Origin of the sequence: Ponticoccus litoralis, assembly GCF_039769985.1 — a bacterium.
GTDB lineage: Bacteria > Pseudomonadota > Alphaproteobacteria > Rhodobacterales > Rhodobacteraceae > Ponticoccus > Ponticoccus litoralis.
Genome location: NZ_JBDNCH010000002.1, coordinates 1,087,339 through 1,105,072, shown reverse-complemented (window position 1 = coordinate 1,105,072; position 17,734 = coordinate 1,087,339). Strand labels below are relative to the sequence as shown.

Genomic DNA, 17,734 nt, shown 5'->3' with positions numbered 1-17,734 from the left:
GGGCGGGAATTGTTGCGCTGTCGTATCCCCGTGACAAAATCCGTCTAGGCTGCGGCAGAGTCGCATGAAAGGGACGCGGACGTGAAGTTCATCCATATGTCGGACATCCATCTTGGCGTGCCCGGTCGCCTGATCGAGGGGATCGACCCGCATGCCCGGCTTGCCCGCGCCTTCGGCCATATCGCCGAGCATCATCGCGACGCGCAGCGGCTGGTGATCACCGGCGACCTGACCGACCGCGCCGATCCCGAGGCCTATGTCGCCCTGCGGCAGGCTCTGCAGGTTCTGCCGATGCCGGTTCGGCTGATGATCGGCAACCACGATTGCCGGCCCGGCTTCCTTGCCGCCTTTCCCAGCCATCCGGTCGATGCGCATGGCTTCGTCAACCACGCCGAGGACCTGCCCGAGGGCCGCTTTGTCTATTGCGACACGACCCGCGCGCAAACCCATCGCGGGCATTTCTGCGACAAGCGGCGCAGCTGGCTGGCGGCCCAGCTTGAGGGGGCAGAGCGCGCCTTCCTGTTCTTCCACCACAACCCGCTGCATCTTGGCGATCCGGCCACGGACCTGCTGTCGGTGGTGGACGAGGATCAGGCCCCGCTGCGCGCGATCCTGAAGGCGCACCGCGACCGCATCGCGCATATCTTCTTCGGCCACGTGCACGAACCGCTGTGCGGGACACTGGCGGGCATTCCCTTCTCGGGCGTGCCCTCGACGGTGCACCAGACCATCCCGACGCTGGCCAATGCGGATGTCAGCCTGTCCGCCGCGCTGGAGCCGTCCTACCGCGTCGTGCTGTTCCGCGGCGAGGATGTGGTCATCCATCAGGTGCCCTTCGCATGGGACGGCGAGGTGGTGGAACACGGCTGCGACTGGGAGGCCCGGGCCGGGCTGGCCTGAGCCCGTCGGCGCCCCGCCGCAGGGGCCGATCCAGCAGATGGGGGCAGCGCGCGCGCTCCCTGTCCGAGCGGGACAAACGCCGGTTTCACGCGGCGGCCCCGACTTGCCCGCCGCCGGCATGGCGTGAAGAGGCTGACCGCAGTTGCCCCGGACCGGCCCCCTTGGCGGATGGATCAATCGTCAATCACTTGGGCGGGGCGGGTGGTCATGACGGTTGACCCCCGGCCAAAGCTTTTCCACACTCTCCCCAAGACCGGCCGCTGGGGCGGCACGACCAACCGGGAGGAGATACCAATGACTTTCATGCGCGCGGGCGTGGCCGCGTCGGTTTCGACGCTTGCCCTGCTGTCGGCTTCGGCGGGCTGGGCAGTGGAGATCGACCTGATGATCTCGGACGTCGACGGCAAGGCCGCCATCGTTCAGGAGTTCGCCGACCGCTACCAGGAACAGAACCCCGAGGTGGCGATCACGCTGAACGCGGTGGGCTACAACGTCATCCGCGAACAGCTGCCGATCCAGCTGGAGGCCGGGACCGGTCCGGACCTGTCCTTTGTCACCAACCTCGGCGGTTTGCAGCCCTATTACGTCGACCTCACGCCCCATGTCGATGCCGCCGCATGGGAAGAGGCCTATGGCGCCGTCCTGCCGTGGTATCGCGCGGGCACCGAGGGCGGCATCTACGGCTTTCACACCGAGATGACGGTCACGGGGCCCTACGTGAACCTCACGATGTTCGAAGAGGCGGGCGTCGATCTGCCGGAACCGGGCGCGACCTGGGAGGACTGGGCCGAGGCGGCGCAGGCGGTGATGGATGCGACCGGCAGCTATGCCGGGATGGTCATGGACCGCTCGGGCCACCGCATGGCGGGCCCCGCCATGTCCTACGGGGCGGCCTATTACGACGATCAGGGGCATCTCGTGGTCGACGAGGGGTTCCGCACCTTCGCGCAGATGATGCTCGACTGGCACGAAAGCGGCCTGATGCCGCCCGATATCTGGCCCGCCGCCTCGGGCGCCAAATACACCAACGGAAACGAGCTGTTCTTCAACCAGGAAGTGCCCTTCTACATGTCCGGCTCGTGGAACACCGCGAATGTGCACGACAACGTGGGCGATGCCTTCGACTGGGCCGTGGTGCCGGTGCCCTGCGGTCCCGAGGGCTGCGGCGTGATGCCGGGCGGGCAGGGTTTCGTCGCCTTCAAGTCGGGCGATGCCGCGCAGGAAGAGGCGGCGGCGCAGTTCGTCGCATGGATGGCCGAAGAAGAGCAGGCGCGCGAGTGGTACACCCGCACCTTCGCCATTCCCGCCCACGCGGGCCTGCAGGCCGAGGGGCTGGATTACCAGTCGGCGGGCGCCTCCGATGCGGTGGCCAAGGCCCTGGCGCGCTTCACCGAGATGGCGGCGGCGGCAGCCGAACAGACCCCGCAGGCCTATGACCTGCAGGGCGACAAGTTCGGCTTTGTCATGTACAACGCCACGGTCCAGTACCTCTCTGCCGCGATGAACGGAGAGCTGACGCTGGACGAGGCGATGGACAAGATCGGCGAAGAGCTGGAAACCAACGCGCGCTGAGGCGTGAGGCGGCGGGCCGGTTTCTCCGGCCTGCCGGCACAGGGGGAGGGCCCGCTTGGCCGGTCTTTTGTTGGCGGTGTTGGGGGCGGTCTGGCTGTTGGGCGGGTCGCTGTGGTTGCTGTCGCGCCGCCGCTACGGGCTGCGACAGACGCCGCAATTCGCCATGGACCTGCTGGGCGTCCCGGTCGACCTCGCGCAGCGGGTCTTTGGCCGGGGTGGGGTGCCCTATGCGCTGCTTCTGCCGAACCTGCTGATCTTCGGCTTCTTCACCTTCCTGCCGATGCTGCTGAACCTCTACGTCTCGATGACCGGGGGCTCGTCCATCGCGCTCTTCGACCGGCCCTTCGTGGGCCTGCAGAAATTCGCGGAACTCTTCGACTGCGACAACCTGCTGATCCCCAAGACCTGCACGAATGCGGGCTATAACTTCTGGACGGGGATGTGGAACACGCTGCTGTTTGTCGTGGTGCAGGTGCCGGTCATGGTCGCGACGGCCATGGTCACGGCGCTGGTGGTGAACCGCGACATAAAGGGGCGCGGCTTCTGGCGGGCGATGTTCTTCTACCCGGTGATGCTGTCGCCGGTGGTGATCGCCAACATCTGGAACTGGGTCCTGCACCGCAAAGGCGCGCTGAACGCGGTGGTGGGCGAGGCGCAGGGCGGCCTTACGGCGCTGGCGGGACTGGCCGGGTTCGATATCGTGATGACGGTGCTCATGGGCATCCTGCTGATGGTGGTCACCGAACGCGCCCTGCGCGCGGGGCAGGGGCCGTCGCTGGCATGGACGGCGGTCTTCGCGGGGCTCTTCGTGCTGCTGGCGGCCCGGGCGCAGCCGCTGAGCCTGCTGGGCCTGCCGGGCTCGACGCTGGCGGGCGCGGCGCTGGCCGCCGGGCTGCTCTGCTGCGTGGCGGGCGACCGCGCCGCGCGCGCGGCGCTGACGCTGGCGGCGGTGCTGGCGGCGGCCATGCTGCTGGCGATCCAGTTCGACGCGGTCTTCGACTTCGGCCGCTACCGCCCGACCAACTGGCTGGTCACGCCCAACACCGGCTGGCCGTTCTTCTGGCTGGTCTTCGTCTTCTGCTGGTCGCACATGGGGTTCTACATGCTGATCCTGCTGGCCGGGCTGCAGGCCATCCCCCGCGATCTGTACGAGGCCGCGCGCATGGACGCCACGACATCCTGGCGCGCCTTCTGGCGGATCACCCTGCCGCTGGTCATGCCGACGCTGACCGTGGTGATCGTGCTCAGCCTGATCCGCAGCTTCCAGATCTTCGACGAGGTCTACCTGCTGACCGGCGGCGGCCCGGGGCGCGAGACCTTCATGGTGGTGCAGAACATCTACGAGACGGCCTTTTCTTCGAACAATCCCGACTACGGGCAGGCGGCGGCGGGCTCGATCCTCATGGCGCTGGTGATCGCGGTCTTCACCTTCGCCCAGTTGTGGCTGACCAGAAGGCAATCCGAGCTATGATGGCAGGACGCGTAGAAGGCGCTTCGAAGCGCCTTTCGAAAGCGGCGTTGACGCCGCTTGAAAGCCGTTTCGAAACGGCTTCGGGGTGCCCGGCATGAGCGTCGCGCGCTTCCTCACCCGGACCGCGGGCAACCGCGAGACCGCGCAGCGCTTCGGCCTGCAGGATGTCCTTGCCTATGGCTACCTGGTGCTGGGGGTGCTGATGATCCTCGTGCCGGTGCTCTGGACGCTGTTCTCTTCGATCAAGTCCGAGACCGCCGTCGACAGCTTCGACACCCGCCTGCTGCCGCTGAGCCAGGTCACCGCAGAGATCGAGGGCGCGGGGGAGAAACCGCTCTGGGTGCTGACCGAGGAGGGGCAGGAGCGGCTGGTCTTCAAGGCCGGGCCGACGCGCAGGATCACCGAGGTCTCGCCGCTGGACGATCCCGACACCGTGCTCGAAGTTCCGCGCGACCAGCTGCGCCCGCACGAGGAAATCCGCATCGCGACGGAGAACTACCTGGACCCGATCCTGAAGCGGAACGGCCAGACCACCTTCGACTTCTTCACCTACCTCTGGAATTCGGTCTTCGTCACCGTCGCCGCCACGCTGATCACGCTGCTGATCAATGCCATGGCCGCCTTTGCCCTGTCGAAACACCGCTTTCGCGGGCGACTGACCTTTACCATCCTCATCGTCGCGACCCTGCTGATCCCGCCTTCGATCATCCTCGTCTCGCTGTTTTTCGTGGTCTGGTCCTTCGGCATCTTCGGCAGCCTCTGGGGCGTCATCATCCCCGCCGCCGCCACGCCCACCGGCGTCTTCCTCTTGCGCCAATACATGCTGACCATCCCCGACGAGTTGCTGGAGGCGGCGCGCATGGATGCCGCCAGCGAATGGCTGATCTTCTGGCGCATCGTCATGCCGCTGTCGCTACCCGCGCTGTCTGTGCTGGCCATCCTCAGCGTCATCTGGCGCTGGAACGACTTCCTCTGGCCGCTGATTGTGCTGATCTCTGACCCCACGAAACACACGCTGCAACTGGGGCTCACCCAGTTCGCCGGAGAGTTCAACTCCGACTTCCACTACATCCTTGCGATGACCGTGGTGACGCTGATCCCGATCACCCTCGTCTTCGTCTGGCTCCAGCGCTTCATCACCACCGGGATCGCCACGACTGGACTGAAATGACCCACGCGCTGGAACTTCGCGACATCCGCAAGAGCTTTGGCGATGTCGACGTGATCCACGGCATCGACCTGCATATGGAGGACGGCGAGTTCGTCGTCTTCGTCGGCCCCTCGGGCTGCGGCAAGTCCACGCTGTTGCGCCTGATCGCGGGGCTGGACGATCCGACTTCGGGGGACATCCTGCTGCAGGGCAGGCGGGTGAACGGTGTGCCCGCGTCCGAGCGCGGGCTGTCGATGGTCTTCCAGAGCTACGCGCTTTATCCGCATATGACCGTCCGGCAGAACCTGTCCTTCGGGCTGGAAAACATCCGCATGCCGCGCGCCGAGATCGACAGGCGTGTCGAGGACGCGGCAAGGCTGTTGCAGATCGACCAACTGCTGAAGCGCCGCCCCGGCCAGCTGTCGGGCGGCCAGCGCCAGCGCGTCGCCATCGGGCGGGCTATCGTGCGCGAGCCGGTGATCTTCCTCTTCGACGAGCCGCTGTCGAACCTCGACGCGGAACTGCGGCTTCAGATGCGGGTCGAGATCAGCGAGTTGCACGCCAAGTTGGGCAACACGATGATCTACGTCACCCACGACCAGATCGAGGCCATGACCATGGCCGACCGGATCGTGGTCCTGCGGGCCGGACGGGTCGAGCAGGTGGGCAGGCCGCTGGACCTCTACAACCACCCGGCCAACCGCTTCGTCGCGGGCTTCCTCGGGGCGCCGCAGATGAACTTCCTTTCCGGCATGCTCGACGGCACCAGCCTGACGCTGGACTGCGGGCTGGTGCGGCAGGTGCCTGTCACACCCGCGCCCCGGCCCGTGCAGGTGACCTTCGGCATCCGGCCAGAGCGGGTCGCGGTCTCTCTCGACGGCGAGGGGGACATGACCGTGACGGTCGAGAACTACGAGCAGCTGGGCGCCGTGACCTACATCTACTGCGCCTTTCCGGGCGGCGAACGCCTGACCGTGCAGCATGCCCAACAGATCCCGCTGAGGCGCGGTCAGATCCTCGGCGTCCGCTTTCCGCCGGACGCCCTGCACCTCTTCGGCCCCGACGACACAGCGATGGAGATGACGCCATGAAATGCGCCCTGATCGGGCTGGGCATGGTCTCGAAGACCTATGCCGATGCCATTCGGAACAGCAAAGGCATCGACCTCTCGCTGGTCCACGCCCGCTCCGCCGACAGCCGCCGCACCTTCCTGAACGCCTTCCCAGACCTCGGCGCGCGAGAGGCAACATGCGTCGAGGAGATCGCCGCCTCTGACGTGGATTTCGTCATCGTGACCACGCCGCCCAACGCGCGCGAGACCATCGTCCGGGCGCTGGTGGCGGCGGGCAAGCCGATCCTCATGGAAAAGCCCGTCGAGCGCACGCTGGCGGCGGCGACCGGGCTGGTGACGCTTTGCGAGGACGGCGGCGTGCCGCTGGGCATCGTGTTGCAGCACCGCGCGCGGCCCGTGGTGGCCGACCTGCGCGCGCGGCTCGACGCGCTTGGCCCGTTGCACATGGTCGAGGCCAATATCCCGTGGTGGCGCCCGCAGGCCTACTACGACGAACCGGGCCGGGGCACCTACGCGCGTGACGGCGGCGGGGTCATGATCTCTCAGGCGATCCACACCATGGACCTGATGCTCTCGCTCACCGGGCCGGTGGCAGAGGTCAGCGCCATGACCGCGACCACCGCGCAGCACGCCATGGAGTCCGAGGATTTCGTCACCGCCGGGCTGCGCTTTGCGGGTGGCGCCCTGGGCAGCCTCTTTGCCACCACCGCCAGCTTCCCGGGCCGGGGCGAGACGATCACCCTGCATTGCGCCGGGGCTCCGCCCGGCTTGAGGCCGGTATGCTCGAGATCCACCGCCACGACGGCACCACCGAGACGGTCGGGCAGGCGGCGACCTCGAGCTCGGGCTCGGGGGCGGACCCCATGGCCTTTACCAGTGACTGGCACCGCTGGGTGATCGAGGATTTCGCCGCCGCTTTGACAGAGGGCCGCCCGCCCTTGGTGTCGGGCCGCGCGGCGCTGGAGGTGCACCGGCTGATCGCGGCACTGGAACGGGCGGGGGCCGAGGGGCGCACCGTTGCCTTGGACGAGGTCTGAGCCATGGCATTGAAACTGGGCATCCTCGGGATCGACCACGGCCATATCTTCGGGATGCTGGCGGGGATGATGGCCGAGGGCGCGACCTGCGCGCAGTACTGGACCGACGGCCCCGCCGTCACCGAGGCAAAATTCAACGCGACGCATCCCGGGGTGACCGGGGTCGCGGACCGCCGCGCGGTGCTGGAGTCCGACGTGGACATGATCCTGATCGCCGCCGTGCCGGAGGACCGCGCGGCGCTGGCCATCGAGGCGATGGAGGCGGGCAAGGACGTCATGGTCGACAAGCCCGGCTGCACCACGCTGGAGCAGTTGCAGGCGATCCGCGACTGCGTGGCACGCACGGGCCGCATCTGGTCGGTGAACTTCTCGGAACGCTTTCAGGTGCGCGCGGCGGCGAAGGCGTCAGAGCTGGTGGCCGAGGGCGTGGTGGGCCGCGTCGTGCAGGTGGTCACGCTGGCGCCGCACAAGCAGAACCTGAAGACCCGGCCCGACTGGTACTTCCGGCGCGAACGCTACGGCGGCATCCTCTGCGATATCGGCTCTCACCAGATCGACCAGGTGCTGCATTACACCGGCTCGACCGAGGCCACGATTGCCCATGCGCTGGTCGAGAACACCACTCATCCCGAATACCCGGGCTTTCAGGACTTCGGCGAGGCGACGCTGGTGGGCAACCGGGGCCATGGCTATGTGCGGCTGGACTGGTTCACGCCCGACGGGCTGCCGACATGGGGCGACGGGCGGCTCTTCATCCTCGGCACCGAGGGCAGCATCGAGTGCCGCAAGTACACCGAGATCGGGCAGCCGCACCGGACCGACAACCTGTACCTCGTGAACGGGACCGAGAACCTGCATATCGACTGCCGGGATGTGGCGCTGCTCTATTTCGCGCGGCTGACGGCGGATGTTCAGGACCGGACAGAGACGGCGGGCAGGCAGGCGCATAGCTTCCTGACGATGGAACTGGCGATCCGCGCTCAGATGAAGGCCGAGGGCGATGCATAGGGTCGCCATCGTCGGCGCCGGAATCGGGCGCGAACACCTTGCCGCCTACCGCACCCTGCCCGGGCGGTTCGAGGTCAGGGCGATCTGCGACCGGGACAGGGCCCGCGCCGAAAGCATTGCTCGGGGCATTCCGGTGACCGGGGACATGGCCACGGTGCTGGCCGATCCGGACATCGACCTGATCGACATCTGCCTGCCGCCGCACCTGCATTTCGAGGCCGTCATGGCGGCGCTGGAGGCGGGCAAGGCGGTGATCTGCGAAAAGCCGCTGGTGGCCTCGCTGGCCGAGGCCGATGCGCTGCTGGACAGGCTTGCGCAGGGCGGCCAACTTTTCCCGGTGTTCCAGTACCGCTACGGCGTCGGCACCGCGCAGATGCGGGCGCTGATCGAGGCGGGCCTGGCCGGGCCGCTGTTTGCCGGCACGATAGAGACGCATTGGAACCGCGACGCCGCCTATTACGCGGTGGACTGGCGCGGCACTTGGGCCGGAGAGCGCGGCGGCTGTATCCTTGGTCATGCCATCCACATCCACGACTTCCTGCCCGCCTTCCTTGGCCCCGTCGCACGGGTGCATGCGGAACTGGCGACGCGCGTGAACGAGATCGAGGTCGAGGACTGCGCCGCGCTGGCGATCCGCATGGAAAGCGGCGCGGTGCTGACCTCTTCGGTCACGCTGGGGGCGGCGCAGGACATGACGCGGATGCGGCTGGTGTTCCGGGGCTTCACCGCCGAAAGCGGGTTGGCGCCCTATGCGCCCGCCGCCAGCCCCTGGAGCTTTACCGCCCGCGCGCCGGTGGCACAGGCCGAGGTGGACGCGGTTCTGGCCGGGGTCGGGGCAGTGCCGACCGGCTTCGAGGGGTTCCTGACCGCGGTTTCAGAGGCGCTGGACGGCAGGCCCGGGGATGAGGTCACGGCGCTGGACGGGCGCCGGTCCATCGAGTTCGTGACGGCGGTCTATGCCTCGGCCCGCGCGGGCCAGCCGGAGGCGCTGCCGCTGGGCGAAGACCACCCGCTTTACCGCGGCTGGATGCCCTGACGCCGACCGGATTCAGGCGACCCGTGCGGCGCCGTCACCCGCGCCCCCGTCCGCAGCGCCGGGCCCGTCGAGGTCAGCGCCTTTGGCCGGGGCAGGGGCAGGATCGGCCTGCGGCACCCTGAGGCTGCCAAGCTGCGTCATCAGCCCCCGTGCCTCCTGGTTCATGCGGTCGGTCGCGGCGGTGGTTTGCTCGACCATGGCGGCGTTCTGCTGGGTGACGATGTCCATCTGCGCAATGGCGGAGTTCACTTCGGAGAGGGCGGTGGACTGTTCGTGGCTGGCCGCCGCGATCTCTGTCGAGAGATCCGCGACCTGATCGAAATTCGCCACGATGGCGCGCAGCGTCTCGGCGGCATGGTGGATCAGGTCGACACCGCTGGAGACCTCGCCCGAGCTTGCGTTGACGAGCTCCTTGATCTGGCGCGCGGCGTCCGAGGCATTGCCCGCAAGCTGGCGCACCTCTTCGGCGACCACCGCGAAGCCGCGCCCGGCGGCTCCGGCGCGCGCCGCCTCGACGCCGGCGTTCAGCGCCAGCAGGTTGGTCTGGAAGGCGATGTCGTCGATCATGCCGATGATCTGCGTGATCTTCTGCGACGAGGTCTGGATGCGCCCCATGGCATCCGAGGCCTCGGCCACCGTGCCGGCCCCGGCCTCGGCGGTGCGCGCCGCGTCAGAGGCCACGTCCCGCGCCCGCCCGGTATTGGCCGAGGACTGTTCGACGTTCCCGGTCAGCTCCTGCACCGCGGCGGCGGTTTCCTCCAGCGAGGCGGCCTGACTGGCGGTGCGGCTGGACAGGTTGTCGGTGGCACCGCCGACTTCCGCGATGATGCCCAGCAGCTGCTCCATGGTTCCGGTGACCGTGGCCAGCAGCGCGCCCAGCTTCCCGGTGGCGCCGTTCAGCTTGCGGCGCACCGGCTCGAACGAGGCGGGAAAGTCGCTGTCGTCGGGGGCGGGGATGACATGGGTCAGGTCGCCCTCCGCAAGCCGGTCGATGGCGCGGTTGATGTGGTCGAAGGCGCGGGTCTGCTCTTCAGCCTGCACGCGGAAGGTCGTGTCGACGACCCGCTCGATATCCATCGAGAAGGCCCGGTTCAGCGTGCAGACCTGATCGCGCACGCGGTCCATGTCAGAGGGCAGAAACCCGCGACGGCTTTTCTTCAGGAACAGCGTGCTGAGGTCGGAGGCCGCCAGAGAATAGGCCGACATATAGGCCTCGATCGGCAGGGCAATGCGGGCGTGGACCCGACCGATCCGCTCTACCGAGGCAAGATATTCCTCGTCGAAACTGGCGGTCAGGATGCGCTTCCAATGGGTCTTCTGCGCGCTGCGGGCGAAATCCATCCGCCCGGGGCCGTCGAAGAAGGCGGCGAGTTCCGGCACCGCCGTGGCCCGCTTGTAAAAGGCGTCGAGCACCCCGTCGAGTTCCGGGATGAGGATGGCGCCGGCCTGTTTGAGAAGCTCTGTATTGGCGCCGTCCAGTTGATAGCTGTGCAGTTTCCTGCTGAGTTCGTCCGACATGTTCGGGTCCCGCTTTGCCCTTGGTTCCGCCCGGTGATGCTGCGGTGAAAGAGTAAAGAAACCGGTGACCTCTGCGGAGGGCGGCGGCGATTTATGCCGGGCATTTGTCACAAATCGCGGGCAGCAGCCGCCTCGGGAGACCCGGCGCGGCTGCTGCCGCCCGGCCTGTCAGACAAGGCACAGGGTCACGGCGGCGGCGCGTGCCGGGAAAGGCTCAGACAGAGACCTTCCCGAGCAGCAGCTCCCGGGGCGTGTCGGCGCGGGGGGCGTCATGGATGACGCGCCCGCGTTCCAGCGCCACGAAATGGTCGCCCAGCTCGAAGGCGAAATCGAAGAACTGTTCCACGAGGATGATCGCCATGTCGCCCCGGGACCGCAGGTATCTGATGACCTCGCCGATCTGCTTGATGATATTGGGCTGTATGCCCTCTGTCGGCTCGTCCAGCAGCAGCAGTTTCGGCTGGGCGATCATGGCCCGCGCGATGGCCAGCTGCTGCTGCTGCCCGCCGGACAGGTCGCCGCCGCGCCGGTTGAGGAAGTCCCTGAGGATCGGGAAGAGGGTGAAGACCTCCTCCGGGATCGTCCATTCGCTTTTGGGGATGCAGGCGAAGCCGGTCATCAGGTTCTCGCGCACGGTCATCAGCGGAAAGATGTCGCGGCCCTGCGGCACGTAGCCGATCCCGGCACGGGCCCGGGCATGGGCCGGGGTGTTCGGCGCGATGTCCCGACCGTCGAGCACCATGGCGCCGCCAGAGCGCGGATGCGTGCCCGAGATCGCCTTGAGCAGGGAGGTCTTGCCCACCCCGTTGGTGCCCATCAGGCAGGTCACGGCGCCGGGCCGCGCCTCCATCGAGATGTCGTGCAGGATCTGGCTGTGGCCATAGTGCAGCGACAGGTTGGACAGGCTCAGCATGGGCGGGTTCCTCTGCGCCGTTGAGGGTTGGGGCAGGCCGGGCATTTCGGTATTTGGACCAAGAAGAAACACAGGGGCATCGCCTTATCTCCCGAGGTAGACTTCGATGACCTGCGGGTCCGAGGTCACGTGGTCGATGGAGCCTTCGGCGAGGACGGAGCCCTCGTTCAGCACGGTGACCCGGCAGTCCAGGCGGCGGACGAATTCCATGTCATGCTCGACCACGACGACGGCGCGGGTCTTGGCGGCCTCGACCAGCATCTCCGTGGTCTTCTCGCGCTCTGCGGGGGTCATCCCGGCGGCGGGCTCGTCGACCAGCAGCAGGCGCGGTTCCTGCGCCAGCAGCATGCCGATTTCCAGCCATTGCTTCTGGCCGTGGCTGAGTTCGCCCGCGATGCGGGGCAGTTCACCCAGAAGGCCGATCTGCGCGGCGAGGGCCTCGATCTTCTCGGCGCCCTGCCGGGTCTTCCTGTGGAAGAGCACGTCGAAGGGGCCGCGGGGGTTCTTCAGCGCCATGGCGAGGTTCTCGCGTACGGTCTGGGCCTCGAAGACGGTGGGCTTCTGGAACTTGCGCCCGATGCCTGCGCGCGCGATGCGGCTTTCCGAGAGGCCCAGCAGCGAGATGCCGTCGTCGCCCCAGAGCACGCGGCCCGCGTCGGGCCCGGTCTTGCCGGTGATGATGTCCATGAAGGTGGTCTTGCCCGCGCCATTGGGGCCGATGATGGCGCGCATCTCGGGCTCTGCAATCTGGAAGGACAGGTTGTTGATCGCCTTGAACCCGTCGAAGGAAACCGAGACGCCGGACATTTCCAGCAGGGTCGGTTTCCGCCTGCGCGTCTCGGGGGCTTTTGCGGCGTGGTCGCGGCGCTCATGTGCGGCTCTCCTCTTCGCGCGGGGCGCCGGCGTCGGGGCCTGCCTCCGCGCCGTGGCGGGCATGGGCGCGGCGATCGGTGATCAGGTCGACGAGGCCCCCGATGCCCTTGGGGGCGAACAATGTGACCGCGACGAAGCTGAGGCCCAGCAGCACCAGCCACCAGTCGGTCCACTGGAGGGTGTAGGACCCGAGAGTGATGTCGGGCGCGCCGCCGCCGGTGAACCAGCTGCTGAGCAGGGTCACGAAGACCGTGCCCAGCACCGCCCCATAAAGCCGCCCGCGCCCGCCGATGGCGACCCAGACCGCAAGGTAGATCGAGGCGATGGGCGCGATTTCCGCCGGGTTGATGATGCCCGCCTGCGGGTAGTAGAGCGCGCCCGCGATGCCCGAGACGACCGCCGTCAGGGTGAAGACGAAGAGCTTGTAGGCCTCGACGTCGTACCCCAGAAAGCGCACGCGGGTCTCGTTGTCGCGGATGGCGCGGATCACGCTGCCCATTTTGCCCGAGGTGACGAAGGCGAAAAGCACGTAGCCCAGGGCCAGGGCCAGCGCCGAGGCCCAGAAGAACCGGATCGAGATCAGCGCTTGCGGCACAGCCTCGGCGCCGGGAATGTTCTGCAGGCCGGAGAGGCCGTTGTTGCCCCTGAGCCCGCTGTCGTTCTGGAACAGGTAGAGCGACAGGGCCAGCGTCATCGCCTGCGTGAGGATCGACAGGTAGACGCCGGTGACGCGCGAGCGGAAGGCGAGCCAGCCGAAGACCAGCGCCAGAAGGCCGGGCACCAGCACCACCATCAGCAGTTGCAGCGGCAGCGAGTGGGCGAAGGCCCAGATCGGCGGAAACTCGGACGCGCCCACCACCCCGAAGATCTGGCTGGCAATGGCGTCCGAGACCTCCTGCGCGGTCGGCGGAATGATCTGGTTCGACAGGCTTTGCGCCACGATGGTCTCGGTCCGCGCATACATCAGCCACATGCCGACCGCGTAGCCGCCGATGCCGAAGAAGGCGAAGTGGCCGAGGCTGAGGATGCCGCAGTAGCCCCAGACCACGTCCATGGCGATGGCGATCAGGCACAGGCACAGCGTCTTGCCCAGCGTCTTGACGAAAGAGGTGGAAATCGCGCCCGTCCCCGTCGCCTCTGCCAGCAGCGTCACCGCAAGGGTAAACAGCGCGAGGATGGCGATGAACCACAGGACAGAGGGGTTCCGGGCGAAGAAGCTGCGTCTCATGAGCGGTCTCCCGTCGGTCCTGGGGTCGGGCCGGGCCGGGGGCTCTGCCCCCTCTTCGCATGCGCGAATTCACCCCCGGGATACTTTTGGACAGAAGAAGCCGGGCGCGGAGTGCCGACCGGGGCGAGGCGGCCTGTCTTCTTCTTGGTGAAAATACCTTCGCCGAAGGCAATCCCGAAGCCGATACCCGCGCTGGCGCGGCAGAATAAGGCGTGCATGGTCTCAGTCTCCCGCGGCGCGGCCCTTGAGGGCGATGATGCCCTTTGGCCGGACCTGGATGAAAAGGATGATGAAGAGGATCATGTAGGTCTGCGCCGCCAGCGTGTTGGACGGGTTGAACCATTCGATGCCCTTCTGCAGGACGCCGATCAGCGTGGCGCCCGCCAGTGTGCCCCAGACGTTGCCGACGCCGCCCACGACCACGGTCATGAAGCTTTGCACGATATAGTCCTGCCCCATTTCCGAGGTCACCTTGGCGTAAAGTCCGATGGCGACGCCCGCGATCCCGGCGATGCCGGATCCAAGGCCGAAGGTCAGCATCTTGATCCTGTCGGGGTTGATGCCCATCGAGGCCGCCATGCGCGGGTTCTGCGTCACCGCGCGCACCTCCAGCCCCAGCCGGGTCTTCTTGAGGATGAAGAGCAGCAGGCCGAGGAACAGCAGCGCCAGCACGAAGATCGCGACGCGGATGTAGCTGATCGAGATCACCTCGTTGAAGGCGAGGGTGCCGTCCAGCCAGGCCGGAGAAGTCAGCGGACGCGCCTGCGTGCCGAAGATGTTCTTGGCCAGCTGTTGCAGGGCGATGGACACGCCAAAGGTGGCCAGCAGCGTTTCCAGAGGGCGGTCGTAGAGCCAGCGGATCACCAGCCGCTCCATCGCCACACCGGCGCCGAAGGTCACGGCGAAGGCCAGCGGCAGGGCGACCATCAGCGACAGGGTGTAATCGGGGATGAACAGCTGCACCACGTAGCCGGTATAGGCGCCCATCATGATGAACTCGCCATGCGCCATGTTGATGACGCCCATGACGCCGAAGGTGATGGCAAGGCCGATGGCGGCGAGGAAGTAGATCGAGGCCAGCGACACCGCGTCTAACGCGAGGTCGGCGGTCTGGCTGAGGCCCACGCGGGTCTGCACCGCGCCCTGCGTGCGGCGGGCGGCCTCGGTGATGGCGGGGTTGTCCTCTTTGTAGACCTCGAAGATCGTATAGGCGGCGAGCGTCTCGTCGATGGTCTGCGCGCTGGCGCGGGGCGGCAGGGTGCCCGCGGCGGCGAGGCGGTCGTAGGCCTCGGCCCGCGCCTCCTGCGTGTCCAGACGGGCGATGGGCAGGCCCGCGATGACGCCGCCCTCGACGGTGGCCTCCAGCGCGGTGCGGATCCGGGCGGGCGACAGCACCGGCGGCGCGTCTGCCTCTGGCGCGATCAGCGCGTAGGCCTCGGCCCGGGGCAGGTCGCTGCCCGGTTCCAGCACGCGGGCCAGGTTGGCGCCCTCGGGTGCGGCCTGCGCGACCACGACATCGGTCGAGAGGATCTGCGACAGCACCGCGCGCCCGTCGACGCTGAGGTCGGTCGACAGCGCCTCGATGGCCGTGACGCGCTCTGCGGGCGTTTCGCCGAAGCGGGCCATGAGGTAGTTTGCCAGCCGCTCCTTGCGCAGCCGCAGGGCCGGGTCCTCTTCGTCCGCGATGGAATTGCGCAGCGGGCCGAGCTGCGCGGGGTCCAGATTGCGTGAAATCGCGTCCAGCGCGGCGCGGCGGCTGTCGATGTCGGGGTCCGACAGCTGGAACTGCACCAGAGCCTCGCCGATGACGCGGCGGACGCCGCCGTTGGGGCGGATCTGGGAGAGGGTCGCGGGATCGGCGCCTTCTTCGACGGGCTCCAGCGTGCCGGGATGCAGCAGGGTGACGGTGTCGCCGGTGCGTTCGATGCGGAAGAACAGGCCGTCCTCGTCGCGGATATAGAGGCCCTTGTCCTGCCAGGCCTCGAGGAAACCCTGCACGCCGGGCAGGCCGGAGGACAGCAGCGCCTCGATGGCCGGGCCGACCTTGGTGCGCGAGGGCCGGGCGATCTGCGCCTGATGCTCTTGCAAGACCGCCTGAAGGTCCGGGCCGGCCTCCTGCGCGGTGCCGGCAGGTGGCAGCAACAGCAAGGCAAGGGCCGTGAGAAGGGCACGGAGCATGGGCAGACCTGTCGTGTCGATGAAGGAAAGGGGAAGGCGGGCGCTGCGGGCAGGACGGGGCGAGGCCCGCCCTGCCACAGGTGCGTCGTGCCGGATCAGTAGTTGGACTTGATCTGGACGCAGGTCGAGGTCTGGGTGTTGTACATACCGCAGTCGAGGTCCTTCCAGTCAGAGGTCAGCACGGCGGATTCCGGCAGGAAGTCGGTCCATGCGTCGCCCGGGACCGGGTCGGTCTGGCTGATGATGTCGAACTGGCCGTCGGCGCGGATCTCGCCGATCAGCACCGGCTTGGACAGGTGATGGTTCACCAGCATCTCGGCGGTGCCGCCGGTCAGGTTCGGGAAGGTCTGGCCGTACATCGCGTCGCGCACGGCGTCGACATCGGTGGTGCCCGCTGCCTCGACCGCCTGCACCCACATGTTGAAGCCGATGTAATGGGCTTCCATCGGGTCGTTGGTCACGCGGTCCTCGTCGCCGATGAAGGCATGCCACTTCTCGATGAACGCGGCGTTCTCGGGCGTGTCGGCGGACATGAAGTAGTTCCACGCGGCGAGGTGGCCGACGAGGTTCGAGGTGTCGAGCCCCGACAGCTCTTCCTCACCGACCGAGAAGGCCACGACCGGGATGTCGTCGGCGGAGATGCCCGCCGCCGCCAGCTCCTTGTAAAAGCCGATGTTGGCGTCGCCGTTGATGGTCGAGATCACGCCGACCTGCTTGCCGTCCTCACCCAGGGCCACGACGTCGGCGACGATGGTCGCCCAGTCGGAATGGCCGAAGGGCGTGTAGTTCACGAAGATGTCCTCTGCGGCGATGCCCTTCTCCTGAAGGTAGCTTTCGAGAATGTTGTTGGTGGTGCGCGGGTAGACGTAATCGGTTCCGAGCAGGGCGAACTTCTCGACGCCGAGCTCTTCGAGGAAGTAGTCGGTGGCCGGGATCGCCTGCTGGTTCGGCGCGGCGCCGGTGTAGAAGACGTTCTTCGAGGATTCTTCGCCTTCGTACTGGACCGGGTAGAACAGCAGCCCGTTCAGTTCCTCGATGACCGGCAGCACGGATTTGCGCGACACCGAGGTCCAGTTGCCGAAGATCACGTCGACCTCGTGCACGGTCAGCAACTCGCGCGCCTTCTCGGCAAAGAGCGGCCAGTCCGAGGCCGGGTCGACGACAACCGCCTCGAGATCGCAGCCCAGAAGGCCGCCGGCCTCGTTCTGGCTGGCGACCAGCATTTCCATCGTGTCCTTCAGGGTGGTTTCGGAAATGGCCATGGTGCCCGACAGCGAGTGCAGCACGCCGACCTTGATCGGGCCGTCCGCGCAGTCCTGCGCCTGCGCGGCCCCGGCCACCAGGGCGGCGACAGCGGCGCCCGACAGCAGTTTGGTGAAGTGTGTCATGATCTCTCCCCGCGGGTCTGATGCGTGACGCACAAAAAGGGCCGCGCGCCGGATCGTCCCGCAACCTTGGTGTTGCGTCCCATGCGATACGCGCGACGATGTCCAATCACCGGCGGCCGCATTGCTTCTTGATGTGCCCCGGACAGCCTGGCGTCGATCGCATCGACAGGCCCCCGTGCGGCCCTCAGATCTAGGCGGCGCGGTTGCCGATGGGTCAACGATCCGGCCTGCGCGGGTGGGGTCGCGGCGTGCGTGGCCTATTTATTGGGCCGCTTTGCGCAAGCCTGATGAAATGTTGTGCGAACTTGCGGGCGATCGGGCCGGAGAAGCCGGGAATCATTGGTGTCGCCGGGCCGAAGGGGGAGGAAAGAGGCAGGACTGCGAAAGGAG

At 67.4% G+C, this 17,734-nt stretch carries 15 protein-coding genes; 9 read left to right on the top strand and 6 right to left on the bottom strand.

Annotated elements, in window-relative coordinates; translation table 11 throughout:
* Positions 1 to 81: 81 nt before the first annotated feature.
* From ABFB10_RS06500 to ABFB10_RS06460, 9 genes are all read left to right on the top strand, one after another.
* Entirely contained in the window at positions 82 to 900 is an 819-nt protein-coding gene (locus tag ABFB10_RS06500; protein ID WP_347165887.1) for a metallophosphoesterase, read from the top strand.
* 294 nt (positions 901 to 1,194) lie between these two features.
* Complete coding sequence (locus ABFB10_RS06495; RefSeq protein ID WP_347165886.1) at positions 1,195 to 2,472, top strand: ABC transporter substrate-binding protein; 1,278 nt, start codon at positions 1,195 to 1,197, stop codon at positions 2,470 to 2,472.
* Between the two features lie 55 nt (positions 2,473 to 2,527).
* Positions 2,528 to 3,943: a carbohydrate ABC transporter permease gene (locus ABFB10_RS06490; RefSeq protein WP_347165885.1), complete on the top strand. Its 1,416-nt coding sequence runs from the start codon at positions 2,528 to 2,530 to the stop codon at positions 3,941 to 3,943.
* A 94-nt stretch (positions 3,944 to 4,037) separates the two neighbouring features.
* Positions 4,038 to 5,114 carry a carbohydrate ABC transporter permease gene (locus ABFB10_RS06485; RefSeq protein WP_347165884.1) on the top strand — a complete coding sequence of 359 codons (1,077 nt, stop codon included), beginning with the start codon at positions 4,038 to 4,040 and terminating at the stop codon, positions 5,112 to 5,114.
* Positions 5,111 to 6,184 (top strand): ABC transporter ATP-binding protein, encoded by a 1,074-nt coding sequence (locus tag ABFB10_RS06480; RefSeq protein WP_347165883.1) that lies wholly within the window; start codon positions 5,111 to 5,113, stop codon positions 6,182 to 6,184. The genes ABFB10_RS06485 and ABFB10_RS06480 overlap by 4 nt, the downstream gene beginning before the upstream one ends.
* Positions 6,181 to 7,062, top strand: a complete 882-nt coding sequence (locus ABFB10_RS06475) for a Gfo/Idh/MocA family protein (RefSeq protein WP_347165882.1) — start codon at positions 6,181 to 6,183, stop codon at positions 7,060 to 7,062. Before ABFB10_RS06480 ends, ABFB10_RS06475 begins: the two co-directional genes overlap by 4 nt.
* Entirely contained in the window at positions 7,029 to 7,202 is a 174-nt protein-coding gene (locus ABFB10_RS06470) for a hypothetical protein (RefSeq protein WP_347165881.1), read from the top strand. Before ABFB10_RS06475 ends, ABFB10_RS06470 begins: the two co-directional genes overlap by 34 nt.
* Positions 7,203 to 7,205: 3 nt before the next feature.
* Positions 7,206 to 8,210, top strand: a complete 1,005-nt coding sequence (locus tag ABFB10_RS06465; RefSeq protein ID WP_347165880.1) for a Gfo/Idh/MocA family protein — start codon at positions 7,206 to 7,208, stop codon at positions 8,208 to 8,210.
* Positions 8,203 to 9,246, top strand: a complete 1,044-nt coding sequence (locus tag ABFB10_RS06460; RefSeq protein ID WP_347165879.1) for a Gfo/Idh/MocA family protein — start codon at positions 8,203 to 8,205, stop codon at positions 9,244 to 9,246. Before ABFB10_RS06465 ends, ABFB10_RS06460 begins: the two co-directional genes overlap by 8 nt.
* A gap of 12 nt (positions 9,247 to 9,258) precedes the next feature.
* Here the strand turns inward: ABFB10_RS06460 and ABFB10_RS06455 are convergent, their stop codons facing one another.
* The 6 genes from ABFB10_RS06455 to urtA all read right to left on the bottom strand — a co-directional run bounded on the left by ABFB10_RS06455 (position 9,259) and on the right by urtA (position 17,344).
* Positions 9,259 to 10,764 carry a methyl-accepting chemotaxis protein gene (locus ABFB10_RS06455; RefSeq protein WP_347165878.1) on the bottom strand — a complete coding sequence of 502 codons (1,506 nt, stop codon included), beginning with the start codon at positions 10,762 to 10,764 and terminating at the stop codon, positions 9,259 to 9,261.
* Between the two features lie 214 nt (positions 10,765 to 10,978).
* The gene (gene urtE, locus ABFB10_RS06450; RefSeq protein WP_347165877.1) at positions 10,979 to 11,677 is read right to left on the bottom strand and encodes an urea ABC transporter ATP-binding subunit UrtE; all 699 of its coding nucleotides are present in this window, start codon (positions 11,675 to 11,677) and stop codon (positions 10,979 to 10,981) included.
* Between the two features lie 84 nt (positions 11,678 to 11,761).
* Positions 11,762 to 12,484, bottom strand: a complete 723-nt coding sequence (gene urtD / locus ABFB10_RS06445) for an urea ABC transporter ATP-binding protein UrtD (protein ID WP_347165876.1) — start codon at positions 12,482 to 12,484, stop codon at positions 11,762 to 11,764.
* 61 nt (positions 12,485 to 12,545) lie between these two features.
* Positions 12,546 to 13,778 (bottom strand): urea ABC transporter permease subunit UrtC, encoded by a 1,233-nt coding sequence (gene urtC / locus ABFB10_RS06440; RefSeq protein WP_347165875.1) that lies wholly within the window; start codon positions 13,776 to 13,778, stop codon positions 12,546 to 12,548.
* 222 nt (positions 13,779 to 14,000) lie between these two features.
* Positions 14,001 to 15,956, bottom strand: coding sequence for an urea ABC transporter permease subunit UrtB (gene urtB / locus ABFB10_RS06435; RefSeq protein ID WP_347165874.1), 1,956 nt, complete (start codon positions 15,954 to 15,956; stop codon positions 14,001 to 14,003).
* A 95-nt stretch (positions 15,957 to 16,051) separates the two neighbouring features.
* Positions 16,052 to 17,344, bottom strand: coding sequence for an urea ABC transporter substrate-binding protein (gene urtA / locus ABFB10_RS06430; RefSeq protein ID WP_347165873.1), 1,293 nt, complete (start codon positions 17,342 to 17,344; stop codon positions 16,052 to 16,054).
* Positions 17,345 to 17,734: the final 390 nt, after the last annotated feature.

Coding starts and splice junctions, on each gene's coding strand:
- ABFB10_RS06495 (WP_347165886.1), top strand. CDS start 1,195: ATGACTTTCATGCGCGCGGGCGTGGCCGCGTCGGTTTCGACGCTTGCC.
- ABFB10_RS06485 (WP_347165884.1), top strand. CDS start 4,038: ATGAGCGTCGCGCGCTTCCTCACCCGGACCGCGGGCAACCGCGAGACC.
- ABFB10_RS06480 (WP_347165883.1), top strand. CDS start 5,111: ATGACCCACGCGCTGGAACTTCGCGACATCCGCAAGAGCTTTGGCGAT.
- ABFB10_RS06475 (WP_347165882.1), top strand. CDS start 6,181: ATGAAATGCGCCCTGATCGGGCTGGGCATGGTCTCGAAGACCTATGCC.
- ABFB10_RS06470 (WP_347165881.1), top strand. CDS start 7,029: ATGGCCTTTACCAGTGACTGGCACCGCTGGGTGATCGAGGATTTCGCC.
- ABFB10_RS06465 (WP_347165880.1), top strand. CDS start 7,206: ATGGCATTGAAACTGGGCATCCTCGGGATCGACCACGGCCATATCTTC.
- ABFB10_RS06460 (WP_347165879.1), top strand. CDS start 8,203: ATGCATAGGGTCGCCATCGTCGGCGCCGGAATCGGGCGCGAACACCTT.
- ABFB10_RS06455 (WP_347165878.1), bottom strand. CDS start 10,764: ATGTCGGACGAACTCAGCAGGAAACTGCACAGCTATCAACTGGACGGC.
- urtE (WP_347165877.1), bottom strand. CDS start 11,677: ATGCTGAGCCTGTCCAACCTGTCGCTGCACTATGGCCACAGCCAGATC.
- urtD (WP_347165876.1), bottom strand. CDS start 12,484: ATGTCCGGCGTCTCGGTTTCCTTCGACGGGTTCAAGGCGATCAACAAC.
- urtC (WP_347165875.1), bottom strand. CDS start 13,778: ATGAGACGCAGCTTCTTCGCCCGGAACCCCTCTGTCCTGTGGTTCATC.
- urtB (WP_347165874.1), bottom strand. CDS start 15,956: ATGCTCCGTGCCCTTCTCACGGCCCTTGCCTTGCTGTTGCTGCCACCT.
- urtA (WP_347165873.1), bottom strand. CDS start 17,344: ATGACACACTTCACCAAACTGCTGTCGGGCGCCGCTGTCGCCGCCCTG.